At 74.3% G+C, this 15,493-nt stretch carries 18 protein-coding genes; 16 read left to right on the top strand and 2 right to left on the bottom strand.

The window, feature by feature from the left end; genetic code table 11:
• Positions 1-181 precede the first annotated feature (181 nt).
• The 16 genes from ATM99_RS05145 (at position 182) to ATM99_RS05220 (ending at position 14,294) form a co-directional block, all read left to right on the top strand.
• Positions 182-1,276, top strand: coding sequence for an OmpA family protein (locus tag ATM99_RS05145; RefSeq protein ID WP_062101856.1), 1,095 nt, complete (start codon positions 182-184; stop codon positions 1,274-1,276).
• Positions 1,273-1,869, top strand: a complete 597-nt coding sequence (locus tag ATM99_RS05150; RefSeq protein WP_062101857.1) for a hypothetical protein — start codon at positions 1,273-1,275, stop codon at positions 1,867-1,869. Before ATM99_RS05145 ends, ATM99_RS05150 begins: the two co-directional genes overlap by 4 nt.
• 187 nt (positions 1,870-2,056) lie before the next feature.
• Entirely contained in the window at positions 2,057-3,442 is a 1,386-nt protein-coding gene (locus ATM99_RS05155) for a hypothetical protein (RefSeq protein WP_150118145.1), read from the top strand.
• Positions 3,443-3,458: 16 nt separating this feature from the next.
• On the top strand, positions 3,459-3,887 hold the full coding sequence (locus tag ATM99_RS05160) for a hypothetical protein (RefSeq protein ID WP_150118146.1): 429 nt from the start codon (positions 3,459-3,461) through the stop codon (positions 3,885-3,887).
• A 2-nt stretch (positions 3,888-3,889) separates the two neighbouring features.
• On the top strand, positions 3,890-4,432 hold the full coding sequence (locus tag ATM99_RS05165) for a hypothetical protein (protein WP_062101860.1): 543 nt from the start codon (positions 3,890-3,892) through the stop codon (positions 4,430-4,432).
• A 123-nt stretch (positions 4,433-4,555) separates the two neighbouring features.
• Entirely contained in the window at positions 4,556-4,951 is a 396-nt protein-coding gene (locus ATM99_RS05170) for a hypothetical protein (protein WP_150118147.1), read from the top strand.
• The gene (locus tag ATM99_RS05175; protein WP_062101862.1) at positions 4,948-6,357 is read left to right on the top strand and encodes a hypothetical protein; all 1,410 of its coding nucleotides are present in this window, start codon (positions 4,948-4,950) and stop codon (positions 6,355-6,357) included. Before ATM99_RS05170 ends, ATM99_RS05175 begins: the two co-directional genes overlap by 4 nt.
• A gap of 37 nt (positions 6,358-6,394) precedes the next feature.
• A complete protein-coding gene (locus tag ATM99_RS05180; RefSeq protein ID WP_150118148.1) occupies positions 6,395-6,979 on the top strand; it encodes a hypothetical protein in 585 nt (194 codons plus the stop codon).
• A gap of 1 nt (position 6,980) precedes the next feature.
• Positions 6,981-7,517 (top strand): hypothetical protein, encoded by a 537-nt coding sequence (locus ATM99_RS05185; protein WP_062101864.1) that lies wholly within the window; start codon positions 6,981-6,983, stop codon positions 7,515-7,517.
• 147 nt (positions 7,518-7,664) lie between these two features.
• Positions 7,665-8,078, top strand: a complete 414-nt coding sequence (locus tag ATM99_RS18840) for a hypothetical protein (RefSeq protein ID WP_150118149.1) — start codon at positions 7,665-7,667, stop codon at positions 8,076-8,078.
• 115 nt (positions 8,079-8,193) lie between these two features.
• Positions 8,194-9,654: a hypothetical protein gene (locus ATM99_RS05195; protein ID WP_150118150.1), complete on the top strand. Its 1,461-nt coding sequence runs from the start codon at positions 8,194-8,196 to the stop codon at positions 9,652-9,654.
• Between the two features lie 50 nt (positions 9,655-9,704).
• On the top strand, positions 9,705-10,238 hold the full coding sequence (locus ATM99_RS05200) for a hypothetical protein (protein WP_062101867.1): 534 nt from the start codon (positions 9,705-9,707) through the stop codon (positions 10,236-10,238).
• 43 nt (positions 10,239-10,281) lie between these two features.
• Positions 10,282-11,883, top strand: a complete 1,602-nt coding sequence (gene guaA, locus ATM99_RS05205) for a glutamine-hydrolyzing GMP synthase (RefSeq protein ID WP_062101868.1) — start codon at positions 10,282-10,284, stop codon at positions 11,881-11,883.
• Between the two features lie 23 nt (positions 11,884-11,906).
• Complete coding sequence (locus ATM99_RS05210; protein ID WP_062101873.1) at positions 11,907-12,338, top strand: DUF3817 domain-containing protein; 432 nt, start codon at positions 11,907-11,909, stop codon at positions 12,336-12,338.
• Positions 12,339-12,341: 3 nt separating this feature from the next.
• Positions 12,342-13,472 carry a glycosyltransferase family 4 protein gene (locus ATM99_RS05215; RefSeq protein WP_062101869.1) on the top strand — a complete coding sequence of 377 codons (1,131 nt, stop codon included), beginning with the start codon at positions 12,342-12,344 and terminating at the stop codon, positions 13,470-13,472.
• 369 nt (positions 13,473-13,841) lie between these two features.
• Positions 13,842-14,294, top strand: coding sequence for a hypothetical protein (locus ATM99_RS05220; RefSeq protein ID WP_062101870.1), 453 nt, complete (start codon positions 13,842-13,844; stop codon positions 14,292-14,294).
• Between the two features lie 146 nt (positions 14,295-14,440).
• Here the strand turns inward: ATM99_RS05220 and ATM99_RS05225 are convergent, their stop codons facing one another.
• Both ATM99_RS05225 and ATM99_RS05230 read right to left on the bottom strand, forming a co-directional pair.
• Positions 14,441-14,779 (bottom strand): hypothetical protein, encoded by a 339-nt coding sequence (locus ATM99_RS05225; protein ID WP_062101871.1) that lies wholly within the window; start codon positions 14,777-14,779, stop codon positions 14,441-14,443.
• Positions 14,776-15,493, bottom strand: a 718-nt coding sequence (locus ATM99_RS05230) for a LiaF domain-containing protein (RefSeq protein ID WP_223304807.1), incomplete at its 5' end; no start/stop codon positions are given. The genes ATM99_RS05225 and ATM99_RS05230, both read right to left, overlap by 4 nt.

Consider the following 15,493-nt stretch of genomic DNA (forward strand, 5'->3'; position numbering starts at 1 on the left):
GGGGCTCGGAGCACCGGTTCTCGTGCCGTGCGTCGGACGGCTCGACGTTCCGCTCCGACTGGGACCGCAGCCTGGCCGAGGCCCGACGCGACGGCCGCGCGTGGGTCGAGGCGCGCCTCGAGCCGAGGCTCGTGAGACGATGACCGCCGCCCGAACCGTCCCGATCCGTGGAGGCCGCCCGATGCAGACACGCCCCCGTCGAACCCCCCGGTGGCCGGTCGCCCTCCTGGCGGCCGCCGCCCTGACGCTCCCGACGGCACCCGCGCACGCGGCCGCCGCGCCGGAGCCCGGGTCGACGGTCGACGTGGCGGGCGTCGATGTGCCCGTCCACGGGACGTTCTCGCTGCGGGCCGCGGGCAACGCGTCGCGCGACCTCGTCCGGGGTGCGGTGCACGGCGTGCGTCGCGTCGAGGGCGGTACCGCGGTCTACCTGTCCCTGGGGCTCCCCGCTTCCGCGTCGCGCTCGTTGCCGCTGTCGTCGATCTTCACCCGGTCGCGCGACTACGAGAGCAGCGCGCTCGCCGCGGTGACCCTCGTCGACCGCCCCGGGATGACCGCGTACGTGCCGCTGCGCGGCGGTGACGCCGCGCCGTACTCGAGCGACGTGAGCGAGTTCCGCGCGCTGAAGCCCGGTGAGCTCGTCGTGCTGTGGGCCGTGTTCCCCGAGCTGCCGGCCGGGACACGCACCGTCGACGTGCTCGTCGGTGACGCGCGCGCGGCCGTGACCGGGGTCCCGGTCGAGGACGGCGCGCTGGAGCCGGTGGCCGACGACCTCGTCCCGCAGGCGGGCGAGGGCTGGCCGAAGATCGCCGAGGGCGACGCGCTCGCGGGCGCCGAGGCGCCCTGGTCGGTGCGTCCGCTGGTGCAGCACCGCGGGTCGGTCGACGAGGTGACGGACGTCGCCGAGACGGCCGAGGAGGTGGACGCGACCCTCGCGGCGGACGTGCTGTTCGACAAGTCCTCGGCGACGCTCACGGCCGCCTCGCAGGACGCCATCGCCCGGCTCGCGGCCGACATCGCGGCGCGCGGCACCGGTGAGGTGCGCGTCGTCGGGCACACCGACTCGGACGGCTCGGACTCGTCGAACCAGACCCTGTCGGAGCAGCGTGCGGCCGCCGTGGTCGCCGCGCTCCAGCCCGCGTCCGGCACGGCGGTGACGTTCGTGGCCGAGGGGCGCGGGGAGTCGGAGCCCGTCGCACCGAACACCTCGCCGGAGAACATGCAGCTCAACCGCCGCGTGACGGTGAGCTACCAGGTCCAGGAGGCGACCCGATGAGCCGCACGACCGTCGTGGCCGCGCTCGCGGCCGGTGTGCTGCTGGTCGCGGGCTGCAGCTCCGACGAGCCCGCCCCGGCGCCCTCGTCGTCCGGCGGTGCCGCCACCGCCGACGCCGGGCAGGACCACGACTACACCGTCGAGGGGTTCGCGTCGAGCGTGCTCGGTGACGGCACGCTCGACGACCTCGAGGACGTGGGCAGCGCGTCCGGGGAGATCGAGGGCGGCCAGGTCGAGGCGCAGATCGTCTCGGTGGTCGCCGACGCGGCGGGCACCGAGCTCGTCGTCGTGCTGCGCGGCGACGACACGGGGTCCCCGAGCCGGTGGTCGGAGAGCCGCGGCGTGTTCACCGACGTCCGGGGCGTCGAGGTCGTGGACGAGGCCGCAGGGTGGCGGCTGCAGCCGTACACGATCCTCGACGTGTCGGGCGAGAGCGACCTGGGGTGCGCCTGCAGCGAGTTCCCGTACCGCCTCGGTGAGGACGGCACCGTCGTGCAGGCGCTGCTGCCCCCGCTGACCGAGGGCACGACGTCCGTGACCGTCGCGCTGCCCGGGCTGGAGCCCGTGCCGGGCGTGGCTGTCACCTGGCGCTGACGTCGACCGGGTCCTCGGGCCCACCCGGGCCCGGGCGCGCGTCCGCGTGCCTGGATCCGTGGGCCCTCGGCACGCCGCACGGTGCGGCCTAGTGTCCAGCAGGTCAGCAGGACTCGAGACTTCGGAGGTCGACGTGGAGGAAGGCGGCGTCACGCCGCGCCGGCGACGGGCCGGCGACGACACCGGCGTGGGCACGCTCGAGTACGTCGGGATCCTGACGCTCGCAGCGCTGCTCATCACCGTGTCGGTGCTGGGCGTCGCCGGGCTCGCGCCCTACGCGTCGTCCACGATGTGCCGGATCTCGGCCGCCCTCGACGGCACGTCGGGCGCGTGCGACACGCCGGCGGTGCCCGAGGCGTCCGACGACATGGACTTCCACCCCGGCGTGTGCATGCTCGCGCAGACCTCCGAGAAGTACTCGGCCGAGGTGAAGATCTGGTTCATCAAGCTGAGCGACAGCTCCGGGTTCATCGTCCAGGAGTTCTCTGACGGCACCGTGCGCGCCACGCTCACGGACGGCGCCGGCGTGGGCGCGAACGCCTCGCTCGGGTCGAAGACCTTCGACGCGGGCAAGCTGGGCGACGGTGACAACGCCGGGGTCGACGTCAGTCTCGGTGGCGACCTGAAGTTCGAGTACGGCTCGACCTGGAACTTCGACTCCGCGGACCAGTGGAACTCGATGAAGGGTCAGCTCGACGACTACCTCATCCAGCAGCAGCAGCTCAAGGGCGAGGGTGCGGCGGGCTACTCGATCTACCTGTGGCTGACCGACGGCTGGGTGGACGCGCCGAAGGACCCGAGCGTCACCTACAGCAAGATCTCGCTGGAGGCCGCGCTGAAGGCGAGCGCGGGCGCACGCATCCCCGGCACGAGCAAGGACGCGAACGGCAACGACAAGCTCATCGACCCGAAGCTGGGTGTGAACGGCTCGCTGTCCGCGGGCGGCTCGGTCGTCGTGATGAACGACAAGGACTCGGGGAGCAAGAGCTACACGTACGAGCTGTCCGGCAAGGGCACGCTCGGCGGCAGCATGATCGTCGGGCACGCGACCGGCGAGGGCGCGGTCACGGGTGCGTTCACGACGACCTACGACAAGGACGGCAACCTCGCGCAGATCGCGTTCAAGTCGTCCTACGAGATCGGCGGCAGCGCGAGCTTCGGCAACTCGACGTTCAAGTCGGCGAACGGCAGCCTCAAGGAGGGTGAGACGCGGTCGGTGGTGACCACGACCAAGCTCGACGTCACGGACGAGAACCGCGCGATGGTCCAGGAGTGGATCGACGGCAACGCCGCGGGGCAGACGTTCGCGCTGCCGTTCTCGGCGATGGTCCCCGACCAGCCCTCCGACGACCCGTTCATGCAGCTCATGTACGAGCAGGCGAAGCTCAGCCAGGTCACGTACCACAACGTCAAGGACTCGTGGGAGTTCGGGGCGGCGGTGAAGAAGGGCTGGGAGTTCGGCTTCAACATCAGCGCCGAGGAGGCCACCGCGACCAAGGTCGACGCGTCGTTCCTCGGGGCTCCGACGCAGGACGGCAGCCGCCAGCTCGTCGACGACGCGCTGTGCTCGTGACGGGGAGGACCGATCGATGAGAAGGCTCGCGTGGGCGTGGGTGTCCGGCACCCTCGTGTACCTGGTGGTGCTCGCCGCCGGTGCGGTCCTGGTGGGCGTCGCCTCGACCCGCTCGGGAGCGCCGGTCGCGGCGTGGCCGCTGCTGGTGGTCCCGCCGCTCGTCGCGGGCCTCACCGCGGTCCTGGTCGCGACCGCCCGCGCCGGCGCGCGGCCGCCGCGCACGCGCGGTCTCGTCGCGGTCGCGGTCCCCGCGGTGGCCGCCGCCGTGCTCACCACGGTGAGCGCGGTGCAGGCGGCGGCCCGCGCCGACGTCCCGGCCGGCGTCCGCGCGGCGGACCTCGCGGTGCCGGTCGTCGTCCTCCTGCTCACCGGTGGCCTCGGCGGCCTGCTCGCCCACCTACGCTGGAAGCCGTCCACGCGCCCGTCCTACGCCGAGGGAGTCTGACCGTGCGTCGCCGCGCCGCCCTGACACTGACCGGAACCGTGCTCGCCGCGACGCTCCTGGCCGCGTGCTCCGCGCCGCGGACGGCCGAGCCCGCCACGCCCGAGGGCTGGCAGCGTGTCGGCTCGGGCGCGCTCTCCTTCGCCGTGCCGGGGGACTGGGTCGAGGTGCCGCAGCCCGACCCCCTGTGGAGCGTCGGCTGGTCGACCGACGCCGATCCGGACGCAGGGTCGGTGCTCCTCGTCGGTGCGCCCGCGCTGGGCGAGGACGGCGCCGAGCAGGCGCTGGACTCGTTCGTGGCCGGTGCGCAGGTCGCCGGCTGGGGGTACAGCTCCACCGCGATGTCCACCCCGGTCGACGAGGACACGCTCGAGGTCCGGCGCAACGACTTCTCCTACGACGACGTCGCCGGTGTGTTCTGGGCCGCGGCCGACCCCGGTTCGGGCTCGACGGTCGGGCTCCAGCTCACCGGGCGCGATCTGCCCGAGGACGTCGTGCGGGGTATCGAGGAGAGCATCGTCGTGCGCGAGGCCGCCGTCGAGGGCTGACGCCCGGGCCCACGGGCCCACCGGCGCCGTGTCCGCGCGCACCCCACGACCCATCGCGCGCGGCCCTCGCCCCGGGACGATGTTCCCGTGCGGGAGCCCGGGCCCGCCGGTGAGGAGCTGGACGTGTCGTTCATCCGACTCGCGGTGATGACCGCGGCCTACGCGGCGGGCGCCTGCGTCGTCGCGTGGGCGGCCGGCATGGTCGCCCTCGCCGGGCTGGCGCCGGTGCCCGCCCTGCTGCTCAAGACGGTCCTGGTGACGCTCGTGCTCGTCGGCGTGACCTGGCGCGGCATGGCGGTCGCCGACACGCGCCGCCGCGACGTGGCCGTGGTGGCGCTCGCGGCGCTCGTCGGCTTCGTGGCCGACCCGTTCACGTGGGCCGCGCGGACGTACGCGGGGCAGCTGGTGGCGGACGCGGGCGTGGCCACGCTGGCGCTCGACCTCGTGCTGTGGCTCGTGGTCGTCGTCGGGGTCGCGGCGGTGGCCCGTCGCGACGTGCGGACGGCGGCGTACGCGTGATCCGGCGGCTGCACCTCGCACGGGCGCGGGGCCTGCGGGGCGACGCGGGCGTCGGCACCCTCGAGTACATCGGCATCCTCACGATCGCGGCGGTGCTGATCACCGCGGTCGTCCTGTCGCTCACGTCGCTGCGGGCGCGCGAGCACGCCGAGGCGGCCGTCTGCCGCATCGCCGAGGCCTTCGACATGGGCGGGGGCTGCGACCCGAGCCCGGGGCGCGACCCCGAGGACTACGTGCCGCCGGAGCAGTGCGTGGTCTCGTCCACCGGGCGCGACGACAGCGGCTCGCTGACCGTCGTCGTCACCGTCGAGGGCGGTGAACGGTGGGTCATCGAGCAGCTCGGCGACGGCACCTACCGCCTGACGCGTGCGCGCGAAGGTGGCGTGGGCATCGGCGTCGGGGTCGGCTTCGACGTCAGCGTCACCAACGACAACGAGACGTACGGCGTGGGCGCGACGGCCGACGCGAGCGCCGCGGTCGTCATCGGCGGCGGCGAGTCGTACATCGCCCGGACGCCCGAGGAGGCGCGTCGCATCCTCGACCACAAGAAGAACGACGAGACGAAGGACTTCTGGTTCGGCGACGACAACCCGCTGCGGGACGGCGCCGACTGGATCAACGAGCAGCTCGGCGGCAGCAACGAGTTCGAGCAGCTCGAGGCGGACGAGTGGTTCGTCGAGGGCGGCATCGAGGGCGACGCGTCGGCGGGGGCGACCGCGCTCGTCGCCACGGCTGACGCCGAGGCGACCCTCGCCGCCTACCTGGGCCGCACCAACCGCAAGGACGGCACGTCGACGGACTACCTGCGCGCGTCGATGGGGCTGAGCGGCGGCCTCGAGGGGCACGCGGTCACGGGCGCCGGCTACGACATCTACAAGCAGTTCACGCTCGACGGCGAGGCGACGGCCGTGGTCGAGGTCGACCGCGACGCGGACGGCAACCCGATCGCCTTCCGGCTGCGCAGCGTGACGTCCTGGAACGCGGTGGGCGACGAGAGCTACTCGGGCGCGGGCGGCATCGACGGCGACCCGTCGTACACCGAGCGGGTCGTGGAGATCCCGCTCGCGACCGACGCGGACCGCCGGCTCGCCACGCGCGTCCTGCACGCCGTGGGTGTGCCCTACTACCCGGGCGTCACCGACCGCGTCGACGTCGCCCAGACGGTGCTCGACCGCTTCAACCCGGTGGACCTGGGCGTCGACCTGGGCACCGCGGCCGCCGACCGGGGCTTCATCTACGAGCAGACGTACACGACGTCCACGACGCAGGACGCGGTCAACGCCCAGGGCAAGGTCGGCGTCGAGCTCGGCCTCAACCTGTCGGCGATCGAGAGCTCGCGCTCGACGACCGGCTACCGGTACTACGACGGCACGGGCTTCGTCGAGCGTCCGGAGTGTGTGGTGTGATCGTCCACGACCTGCAGCCGACCGACAGGAGCACGCCGTGACCACACGAGGGACGCCGGTGCGCCGGCTGCTCGTCGCCCTGCTCGTCCTGCCCGCGGCGGCGCTCGCCGCCTGCTCGTCGGGCGCGCCCCCGGGGGGTGAGGAGATCGCGCCCGGTGCGGCGCCCTCGGCCTGGGACCAGCACGCGGTGGGACCGGTCACGCTGCACGCCCCGCCGGAGTGGGAGCCCTTCGCCACCGCGCCGTCCGGCGACGGCGACGAGGCGTTCGCGCTGCGCTCGACGGCCGACGGGCCCGGCACGGGCGTGCACGTCACCGTGACGCCGGAGCGGTCGCGCGACGTCGACGGCGCGGTCGACAACCTCGTCACCGTCGGGGACGCCACGCTCGGTGCGCAGGACGTCGTCACCGAGCAGCTGGCGTGGACGGGGGCGCAGGCCGCGGGCTTCGTCGCGTACACCGCGACGCTCACCACCGACGACGGCGACGTCGAGATGAGGTACGAGTACCTCGTCCTCGACCTCGACGACGAGGCGCAGGCCGTCGTCGCGGTGATCGCACCGCTCGAGGGCTTCGACGACTCGGGCGCGCACGGCGTGCTCCAGTCGGTCACGGTGTCCTGACGTGGCGGTCTTCACGGGGACCAACCTGCGGCGTGCCGCGACGCTGTGGTCGTGGGTCGCGCTGCTCGGTGCGCCGTTCCTTCTGGTCATCGGGATCCTGCTGGTCGTCGGCTCGGGACCCGGTGCACCGCCGCCGGTCGAGATGCGCTCGACCGGCGCCGCGGGCGACGCGGTCCAGCTCCTGCCGGGCGGCCGTGACGCCGCGGTCTGGGGCCGACCGGCGGGCACGGGCGCGACGTGCACGACCGCTCGGTCGTCCGGTGAGCCCGTGACCGAGCTGCCCCGCGGCACGGGCGACCGGCCCGTGCGCGTGGACGACGCGGGTGGCTCCGGCTCCTGGGAGTTGCTGGGCGTCACGGCCGGCACCGGTGCCGCGGCGACCGTCACGTGCGTGGGCACGGGCCTCGAGGAGGTCGCGGTCTCGCCCGACCCGGTGGGTGGGCGGTCGCAGGGCTTCGGTCTCGTCGTCCTCGTGCTCGCGCCGGTGCTGCTCGTGCTGGGTCTGCTCACGCGGCGTGCGCTGCGGGCCACGGCGTAGGTGCCCGGGCCCGCGGACCGCGGGCCCGGGTGCGGCGCACGCGTGGGCGCGTGGGCCCATCGGCGCCGGTCCGGCGTCGTTAGCGTCGGTCGGGACCGTGACGACGGCGCACGTCGCCGGTCGCGCCGACCGACCGAAGGGATGCCCATGCGACCCGCTCTCGTCGCGCAGATGGCCGTGACCACCGTGCTGGGCACGGTGCTGGCCTCGCTCGCCGCCGGCTACGTGGCCGACCAGACGCGCGAGGCCGCGGCCGGAGCCGCGCTGCGCGCGCTGCTCGTCACCCTCGCGCTGCTGCTGTCGTCGTGGTTCGCGGTCCGGGGGCGGCTCCTGGCGCTGTCGCGACCCCAGCTGCGCCTGGGCGCCGGCGTCGGGCTGCTGCTGGGGTACGTCCTGAGCCCGTCGACGTGGCAGGGGCGCACGTACGCGGCGCAGCTGGTGACCGACCCCGGGGCTCCCTCGATGGTGCTGGACCTGGTGCTCTGGGTGCTGGTCGGGGGTGCTGCCGTCCTGCTCGCGAGCGCGCCCGCGAGCCGTCGCGAGCGGCCCTCGTACACCTGAGGTCACCCGGACGGCCGAGTCGTCGGGGTGAGACCGGGGCGAGGTGTTGCGCGGCCCGCGCCCCCGGGCCTGCGGACCCACCGGCACGAATCGGGCATCCCCTACCGTCTGGCCCGTGACTCAGGGGATGCACGGGCAGGGGGAGCCGCGGCGCGGCGAGCGCGACGCGGCGACGCGGCGACGGCGATGGGACGACCGGGGCGCAGGGACGATCGAGTACCAGGGCATCCTCGTGGTCGGGGCGCTGCTCGTGGTGGCCGTGGTGGGTGCGGCGCTGGCGTTCCCGGGCATGACCGAGTCTGCGGTCTGCCGCGTGAAGAGCGCGTTCGAGGGTGGCGGAGCGTGCGGAGCGGTGTCTGCCTCGGGCGAGGCACCCACCGACGAGGACCTGCGGCCCGGCGTCTGCATGCTCTCGGAGACGTCGCAGGGCGGCGGGGTCGGCGTCGACATCGGCTTCGTCAAGCTCGGCACGGACTGGGGTCTGCAGGTCACGGAGTACGGCGGCAAGGAGGGCGAGGTGCACGCCACCGTGACGAACGGTGCGTCCGCCGGACTCCAGGCGAAGGTCGAGGGTGAGGCCGGTGCCGTCGGCGCCAGCGCGTCGGCCTCGGTCGAGGGCACGTACCAGCACGGCGACACCTGGATCGTCCCCACCGAGGAGTGGCCGGCGTTCAAGGAGAACGCGGAGGCCTACTTCTCCCAGTCGAAGTGGCGCTGGATCGGTGCGGGGACCCTGTGGGGGGCGCGGGAGCCCCGCGCGCCCGACGTGACGTCGCACCGGGGCGGCGCGACGGCACAGGTGGGCGTGAACGCGGCCGTCGGCATGGAGAGCACGGTCGAGGGCGAGGACCGGCCCGGTGCCCTCACGGTCGCGAGCGCCTCGGCCCAGGCGTCGGCGGGCGTGACCGTCACGCGCGAGCACAACGCGCTGGATGACACCGTGACGTGGACCTACGCGGCCGAGGGGTCGGCGTCGGCGCAGGCCACCGTGCTCGTCGGCGGTGTCGGCGCGCAGGCGTCGCGCACCGGTGCGCTCTCCGTCACGTACGACGCGCAGATGAGGGTCCGGTCCCTGTCGTTCAGCACCACGGAACGCGCCGGCGCGTACGCGGCGTTCGGTCTGGACGTCGAGCTCGAGACGCAGCCGCCGGGCCGCCACAGCAAGCCCAACACGTACTCGCCGTCCGGCGGCGGCAGCCACGACCCCAACGACCTGGTCGTCACGACGACCACGCTGGACGTGACGCGGGACAACCGTGAGCTCGTCGAGGGCTGGCTCGACGAGCGGTTCGGCGGCGCGGCCGCGGAGCTGCCGCTCACGCCGGTGGTCCCCAGCAGCCCGGCGCCCGACGACGCGATGATGCAGCTGCTCTACGAGTCGGGCAAGACCTCCCGTAACGTGTACGCGGCCACCGACTCCTCCGGCAGAGTCGGCGTCGGCGTGAGCGCCGGCGTGGGCGGCGGTGTCGAGATCAGCGGGACCCAGGGGGAGCGCGCCGTCCGCGACGGTCAGTTCCTCGGCTCGCCCCGCGAGGACGGCGTTCGCCCGTTCCTCCCGAACGCCGCCTGCGGATGAGCCCGCAGCCGCCCCGCCCCCCGTCCCCGCAGACCACCCGAGGAGTGTCCATGTCGAAGTCGGTCCGCGCGGCCGCCGCCGTCCTGATCGGTGCGCTCACCCTGGGAGCGTGCTCGTCGCAGGGTGCGCGCACCGTGCCGGAGGGCTGGCAGGACGAGCGCGTGGGGGCGCTGCGACTCGCGGTGCCCCCGGGCTGGGAGCGCGTCGAGGACGTCCAGGGCGACTACTGGACGGACGCGTGGCAGCTCGTGGAGGGCGGTGACGTCGTCGCGCAGCTCGCGGTCGAGTACGACGTGCTGAGCAACGGGCCGAAGGCCGGGCTCGTGATCGAGCACCTGCTGATGACGATGCCGCAGATGCCCGGGTACGAGGTCGTCGAGCGCTCGCCCGACCCGATCGACGTCGACGCCGACCTGGCCCACGCCCGCTACGTGTACGACGGTGCGGACGGCACGCAGCTGAGGGGCGCGCTGTGGGCGATCGGCGAGGGGCGGGAGCAGCCGGCGGCCGTGCAGCTCACCGGTGCCGTGGACGACGAGCTGATCGACCAGGTGGGGGAGAGCCTGACCTTCGAGCCGCAGTGAGCGCCGGGCCGGAGCACGGGGGAGGGCCACTAGGCTGGTGCGCGTGACGCAGACCCCCGAGCCCGCGACGCCCGCGCAGCCCACGACCCACCGGCCGGTCCTCGTCGTCGACTTCGGCGCGCAGTACGCGCAGCTGATCGCGCGCCGCGTGCGCGAGGCGAACGTGTACTCCGAGATCGTGCCGCACACCGCCACGGTCGAGCAGATGCTCGCGAAGGACCCGGCCGCGATCATCCTGTCCGGCGGCCCCTCGTCGGTGTACGCCGACGGTGCGCCGTTCGTCGGGCCCGAGCTGTTCCAGGCCGGCGTCCCGGTGCTGGGCATCTGCTACGGGTTCCAGGCGATGGCCAAGGCCCTGGGCGGCACGGTCGCGCAGACCGGGCAGCGCGAGTACGGCGGCACGGCGGTCGAGGTCACCGACGCGGGGACCGTGCTCGGCGGCAGCCCCGAGCAGCAGACCGTGTGGATGAGCCACGGCGACGCGGTGCACGCCGCGCCCGAGGGGTTCGAGGTGCTCGCGACGAGCGCCGGCAGCCCCGTCGCGGCGTTCGAGGACCGCGAGCGGCGCCTGTACGGCGTGCAGTGGCACCCCGAGGTCAAGCACTCGCCGCTGGGCCAGGACACGCTCGAGAACTTCCTCTACCGGGGTGCGGGTCTGACGCCCGACTGGAACCCCGGCAACGTCATCGCCGAGCAGGTCGAGCGCATCCGCGCCCAGGTCGGGGGCGCGCGCGTCATCTGCGGCCTGTCGGGCGGCGTGGACTCGTCCGTCGCGGCCGCGCTCGTGCAGCGCGCCGTCGGCGACCAGCTCACGTGCGTGTTCGTCGACCACGGGCTGCTGCGCACGGGCGAGGCCGAGCAGGTCGAGCAGGACTTCGTCGCCGCGACGGGCGTGCAGCTCAAGGTCGTCGACGCGCGCGAGCGGTTCCTCACGGCGCTCGCGGGCGTGTCCGACCCGGAGACGAAGCGCAAGATCATCGGCCGCGAGTTCATCCGCGTGTTCGAGGACGCCGCGCGCGAGGTCGTCGAGGACGCGGGTGCGCACGGCGAGGACGTGAAGTTCCTCGTGCAGGGGACGCTGTACCCCGACGTCGTGGAGTCCGGCGGCGGCGAGGGCGCGGCCAACATCAAGTCGCACCACAACGTGGGCGGCCTGCCCGACGACCTGCAGTTCGCGCTCGTCGAGCCGCTGCGCACGCTGTTCAAGGACGAGGTGCGCGCGGTCGGGCTCGAGCTGGGCGTGCCCGAGGCGATCGTCTGGCGCCAGCCGTTCCCCGGTCCCGGCCTGGGCATCCGGATCGTCGGCGAGGTCACGGCCGAGCGGCTCGACACGCTGCGCGCGGCCGACGCGATCGCGCGCGAGGAGCTCACGCGCGCGGGCCTGGACCGCGAGATCTGGCAGTGCCCGGTCGTGCTGCTGGGCGACGTGCGGTCGGTCGGCGTGCAGGGCGACGGCCGCACCTACGGCCACCCGGTCGTGCTGCGCCCCGTGTCGTCGGAGGACGCCATGACCGCCGACTGGACCCGCCTGCCGTACGACGTGCTCGCGACGATCTCGACGCGCATCACCAACGAGGTGCCCGAGGTCAACCGCGTCGTGCTCGACGTCACGAGCAAGCCGCCGGGCACGATCGAGTGGGAGTGACCGGCGACGACGAGAGGACCAGCGTGACCACCGAGCCGACGAGCACCCCGACCGACGACGGCGCGGCGGCCGCGACCCACGCCGCCTGGGCCCGCAAGGCCCGCGGCTCGCTGCGGCGCTACCGCGTCATGGCGTGGGTCACGGGCGCGATGCTGCTGCTGCTGTGCGTCGAGATGGTCCTCAAGTACGTGCTGCAGCTCCCGGGGTTCACGGTCGAGGGCGATCCGCGCTCGGAGGCCGCACGCATCATCGCGATGGTGCACGGCTGGGTGTACGTCGTGTACCTCGTGACGGTGTTCGACCTGTGGTCGACGCTGCGCTGGAAGCTCGGGCGGCTCGTGACGATGGCGCTCGCGGGCGTCGTGCCCGTGATGTCGTTCGTGCTCGAGCGGCGCGTGCACGCCGACGCCACGGCGCGCGTCGAGCAGGTCGTGGCCGCGTCCGCGCGGGCCTGAGCCGTGCGTGTCGTCCACGTCTCCGACTGCTTCGCACCCCGCACGGGCGGCATCGAGACGCAGGTCGGTGACCTCGCGCGGCACCAGGTGCGTGCCGGTCACGACGTGCACGTCCTCACCGCGACGCTCGGCGAGGCCGGCGAGCGGGGCGGCGTCGTGGACGTCGAGGACGGCGTCCACGTGCACCGGCTGGGTGCGCGCCTGCCGTTCGACCTGCCGGTCAACCCGCTCGCGGGTGCGCGCCTGACGCGCGAGGCGCTGGTCGGCCTGCGCCCCGACGCGGTGCACGTGCACGCGGGCGTCGTGTCGCCGTTCGCGTTCGACGGCGTGCGCGTCGCGACCGCGTTGGGCCTGCCGACCGCGGTCACGTGGCACTGCATGCTCGACGGCGTCGCGGAGCTGGGGCGGCCGGTCGTGCGGCGCACGCGCTGGCGCGAGGTCCCCGCGGCGCTGAGCGCCGTGAGCACGGCCGCGGCCCGACGCGTGCGGGAGCTGTTCGACGCGCGCGTCGACGTCGTCCCCAACGGCATCGACCTCGACGCGTGGGCACCTGCGCCGGACGTCCCGGTGACGGACGACGGCCCGGTGCACCTCGTCGCGACCATGCGCCTCGCGCCGCGCAAGCGGGCCGTGCCGCTCGTCGACGTGGTCGCGGCCGCGGCCCGTCGCCTGCCGCCGGCCGCGCTGCGGCTGACGCTGATCGGCGACGGTCCGGCCCGCGACGCCGTCCGCGCACGCGTGGCCGCGACGGGGCTGCAGGACCGCGTCGACCTGCGTGGACGGCTGCCGCGCCCGCAGGTGCGCGACGCCTACGCCGACGCCGACGTGTTCCTCGCCCCCGCGCGCCTCGAGGCGTTCGGCATCGCGGCCCTCGAGGCGCGCACGTCCGGCCTCGCGGTGCTCGCGCACGCGGGGACCGGCGTCGGGGAGTTCGTCACGGACGGCCTCGACGGGTTCCTCGTGGCCGACGACGCCGAGATGACCGAGGCGGTCGTCCTGCTCGCACGGGACCGTGAGCTGCTGGGGGCGATGCGTGCGCGTGCGCGCAGCACCCCGCCGCCGTTCGGCTGGGACCACGTGCTGGCCGCGGCCGACGCGCAGTACGCGCGTGCCGCGTCGCTCGCCGGACGCTGACCTGCGACGCGCCGCGGCCCGCGCGTCCAGCCCGGTCCGCACGGGGGAGAGCCGCTCGCGACCGGACATCGGGGGCGGAACGGGCGTCCGGTGCCGCACCGGGCACGCCCGCGTGCCGAGAAACTGAGGCTGACCTGCGCTTTCGTGTATCGTCGCTGGTCCTGCGGGGCGTCGGGCCTTTGGTCCGGGGTCGAGAAGCGGGTCACCCGAACGGGTGATGCGCCGCGTCGACCGGAGGGACCAGAGTCCCACGGGTCGCGCTCCACCTGCGACGACGCTTTCTCACGTGAGCAAGACGGCTCACCGGGACCGGCACCGCCGCGGTCCCGACCGTGGGGGTTCACCGCAAGCCGATCGGGGAGAACGACAATGTCCGCAGTGCAGAGCAAGCCCGCCCACCTCAAGGCCCTGGCCCTGGTCGTCATGGTCTTCGGCGCCCTGTTCGCCGTCGCCGGCACCGGCACCTGGATCGCCGTGTCCAGCAACCTGCGCGCCGAGCAGATCACCGTGTCCGAGGACGCCGCCGCGTTCGGTGGCGCGATCGTCGACACGCCGTGGGAGGCGTGGGCGCAGGCCGACATCATCAACCACCACGCGCTCGAGGCGTCGGGTGGCAAGACCTACTCGCAGCTCGACCGCGAGGACCCGGTCCGCGAGACCATGATGAACGGCTCGTTCCTGCGGGCCTCGCTGTTCACCTCGGTCGTCGCCTTCGGCGTCGCGCTCCTGGTCTTCGGCCTCGGCGTCGTCTTCATCGTCACCGGCGAGACCCTGCGCCGCATCGCCGTGCGCGTCGAGGGCGCCGGCGTCCAGAACGCCTGAGCACCCGTTCCCTCCACGGGTCGCGCGTCGCGCGGTCCGGTGAGCGGACCGGACGGCAGACGCACGAAGGCCGGCACCCGTACGGGTGCCGGCCTTCGGTCGTCCCCGGCGGCGCGGACCCTCCTCCGCGCCGCCCGGTCGTCGTGTCAGCGCGGTGCGGTCCTGCCGCGGCGCAGCCCCTGGACCAGCGGCCCGAGGATGAGCCCGGCCCCGGCCGCGATGAGCAGGACGATCGCCGCGAGCTGGACGTCGATCGTGTACCCCGCCGCGACCAGCAGGACGCCGACGCCGAGCAGCACGGTGATCACGCCGCCGACGATCGAGCTGACCCGCACACCCGGGTGGGTGGACGCCGCCGCCGCGGGGGCCGCGCCGTCGGGCGTCGTGCCCGGGGTCGTCGTGCCGGGGGTCGTCGTGCCGTGCGGTGCGTCGGCATGCGTGTCCTCCGACGTCGTGCCGAGCGGCTGCGTCTCGTCGGTGCTCATGCTGCGTCCTCCTCGATGATGGTGACCTCGCCGATGCCCGAGCTGATCTTCAGCACCAGGTCGGGCGAGCCCGCGGCGGCGGCCTCGTCCTCGAACGTGATGTTGCCGAGCGCGATGCCGCTGCGCTCCTGGCGGTCGCCGTCCAGGCGCCACCGGACGGTGCCGACGCCCGCGGAGACCTCGGCCCGCACGGCCGCGTCCCTGGGGACGACCACGGTGAGGTCGCCGGCGCCCAGCGAGATCGGCACGTCGAGCGTGTCCCGGGTGATCGGCACACCCGTGAGGTCGATGCGCGCCTGCCCGGCGCCCATGTCGATGCCGTTGGCGGCGACCTTGCGGCTCGTCACGGTGAGGTCGGACGCGCGGGGCGCGTCGCTCTGCCACACCACGGGGAACCCGCCCTCCCAGCCGTCGGCCTGGTGCGCGAGCGCACCCGGCACCCAGACGAGCGCGGCCACGAGCGTCGCGAACCCGAGGAACCCGCTGCGTCGGCCGCGCACGCCCAGGGAGATGCGGCCGAGCCCGGCCAGCACGAGGAAGATCCCGCCCGCCGTGAGCCACACCGGGCCGTCGAAGGTTCCCGTCCGGTCGGCGAGCATGAGGGCGCCCAGCGCCACGACGCCCAGGCCGACGACCGTGCCCACGGTGGCCGCGTCGGCACCCTGGCGGCGCGGCCGCGGGGGACGGGGCGGGAGCGGGCGCGGCGGCACCGGT

Source organism: Cellulomonas sp. B6, assembly GCF_001462455.1.
GTDB lineage: Bacteria > Actinomycetota > Actinomycetes > Actinomycetales > Cellulomonadaceae > Cellulomonas.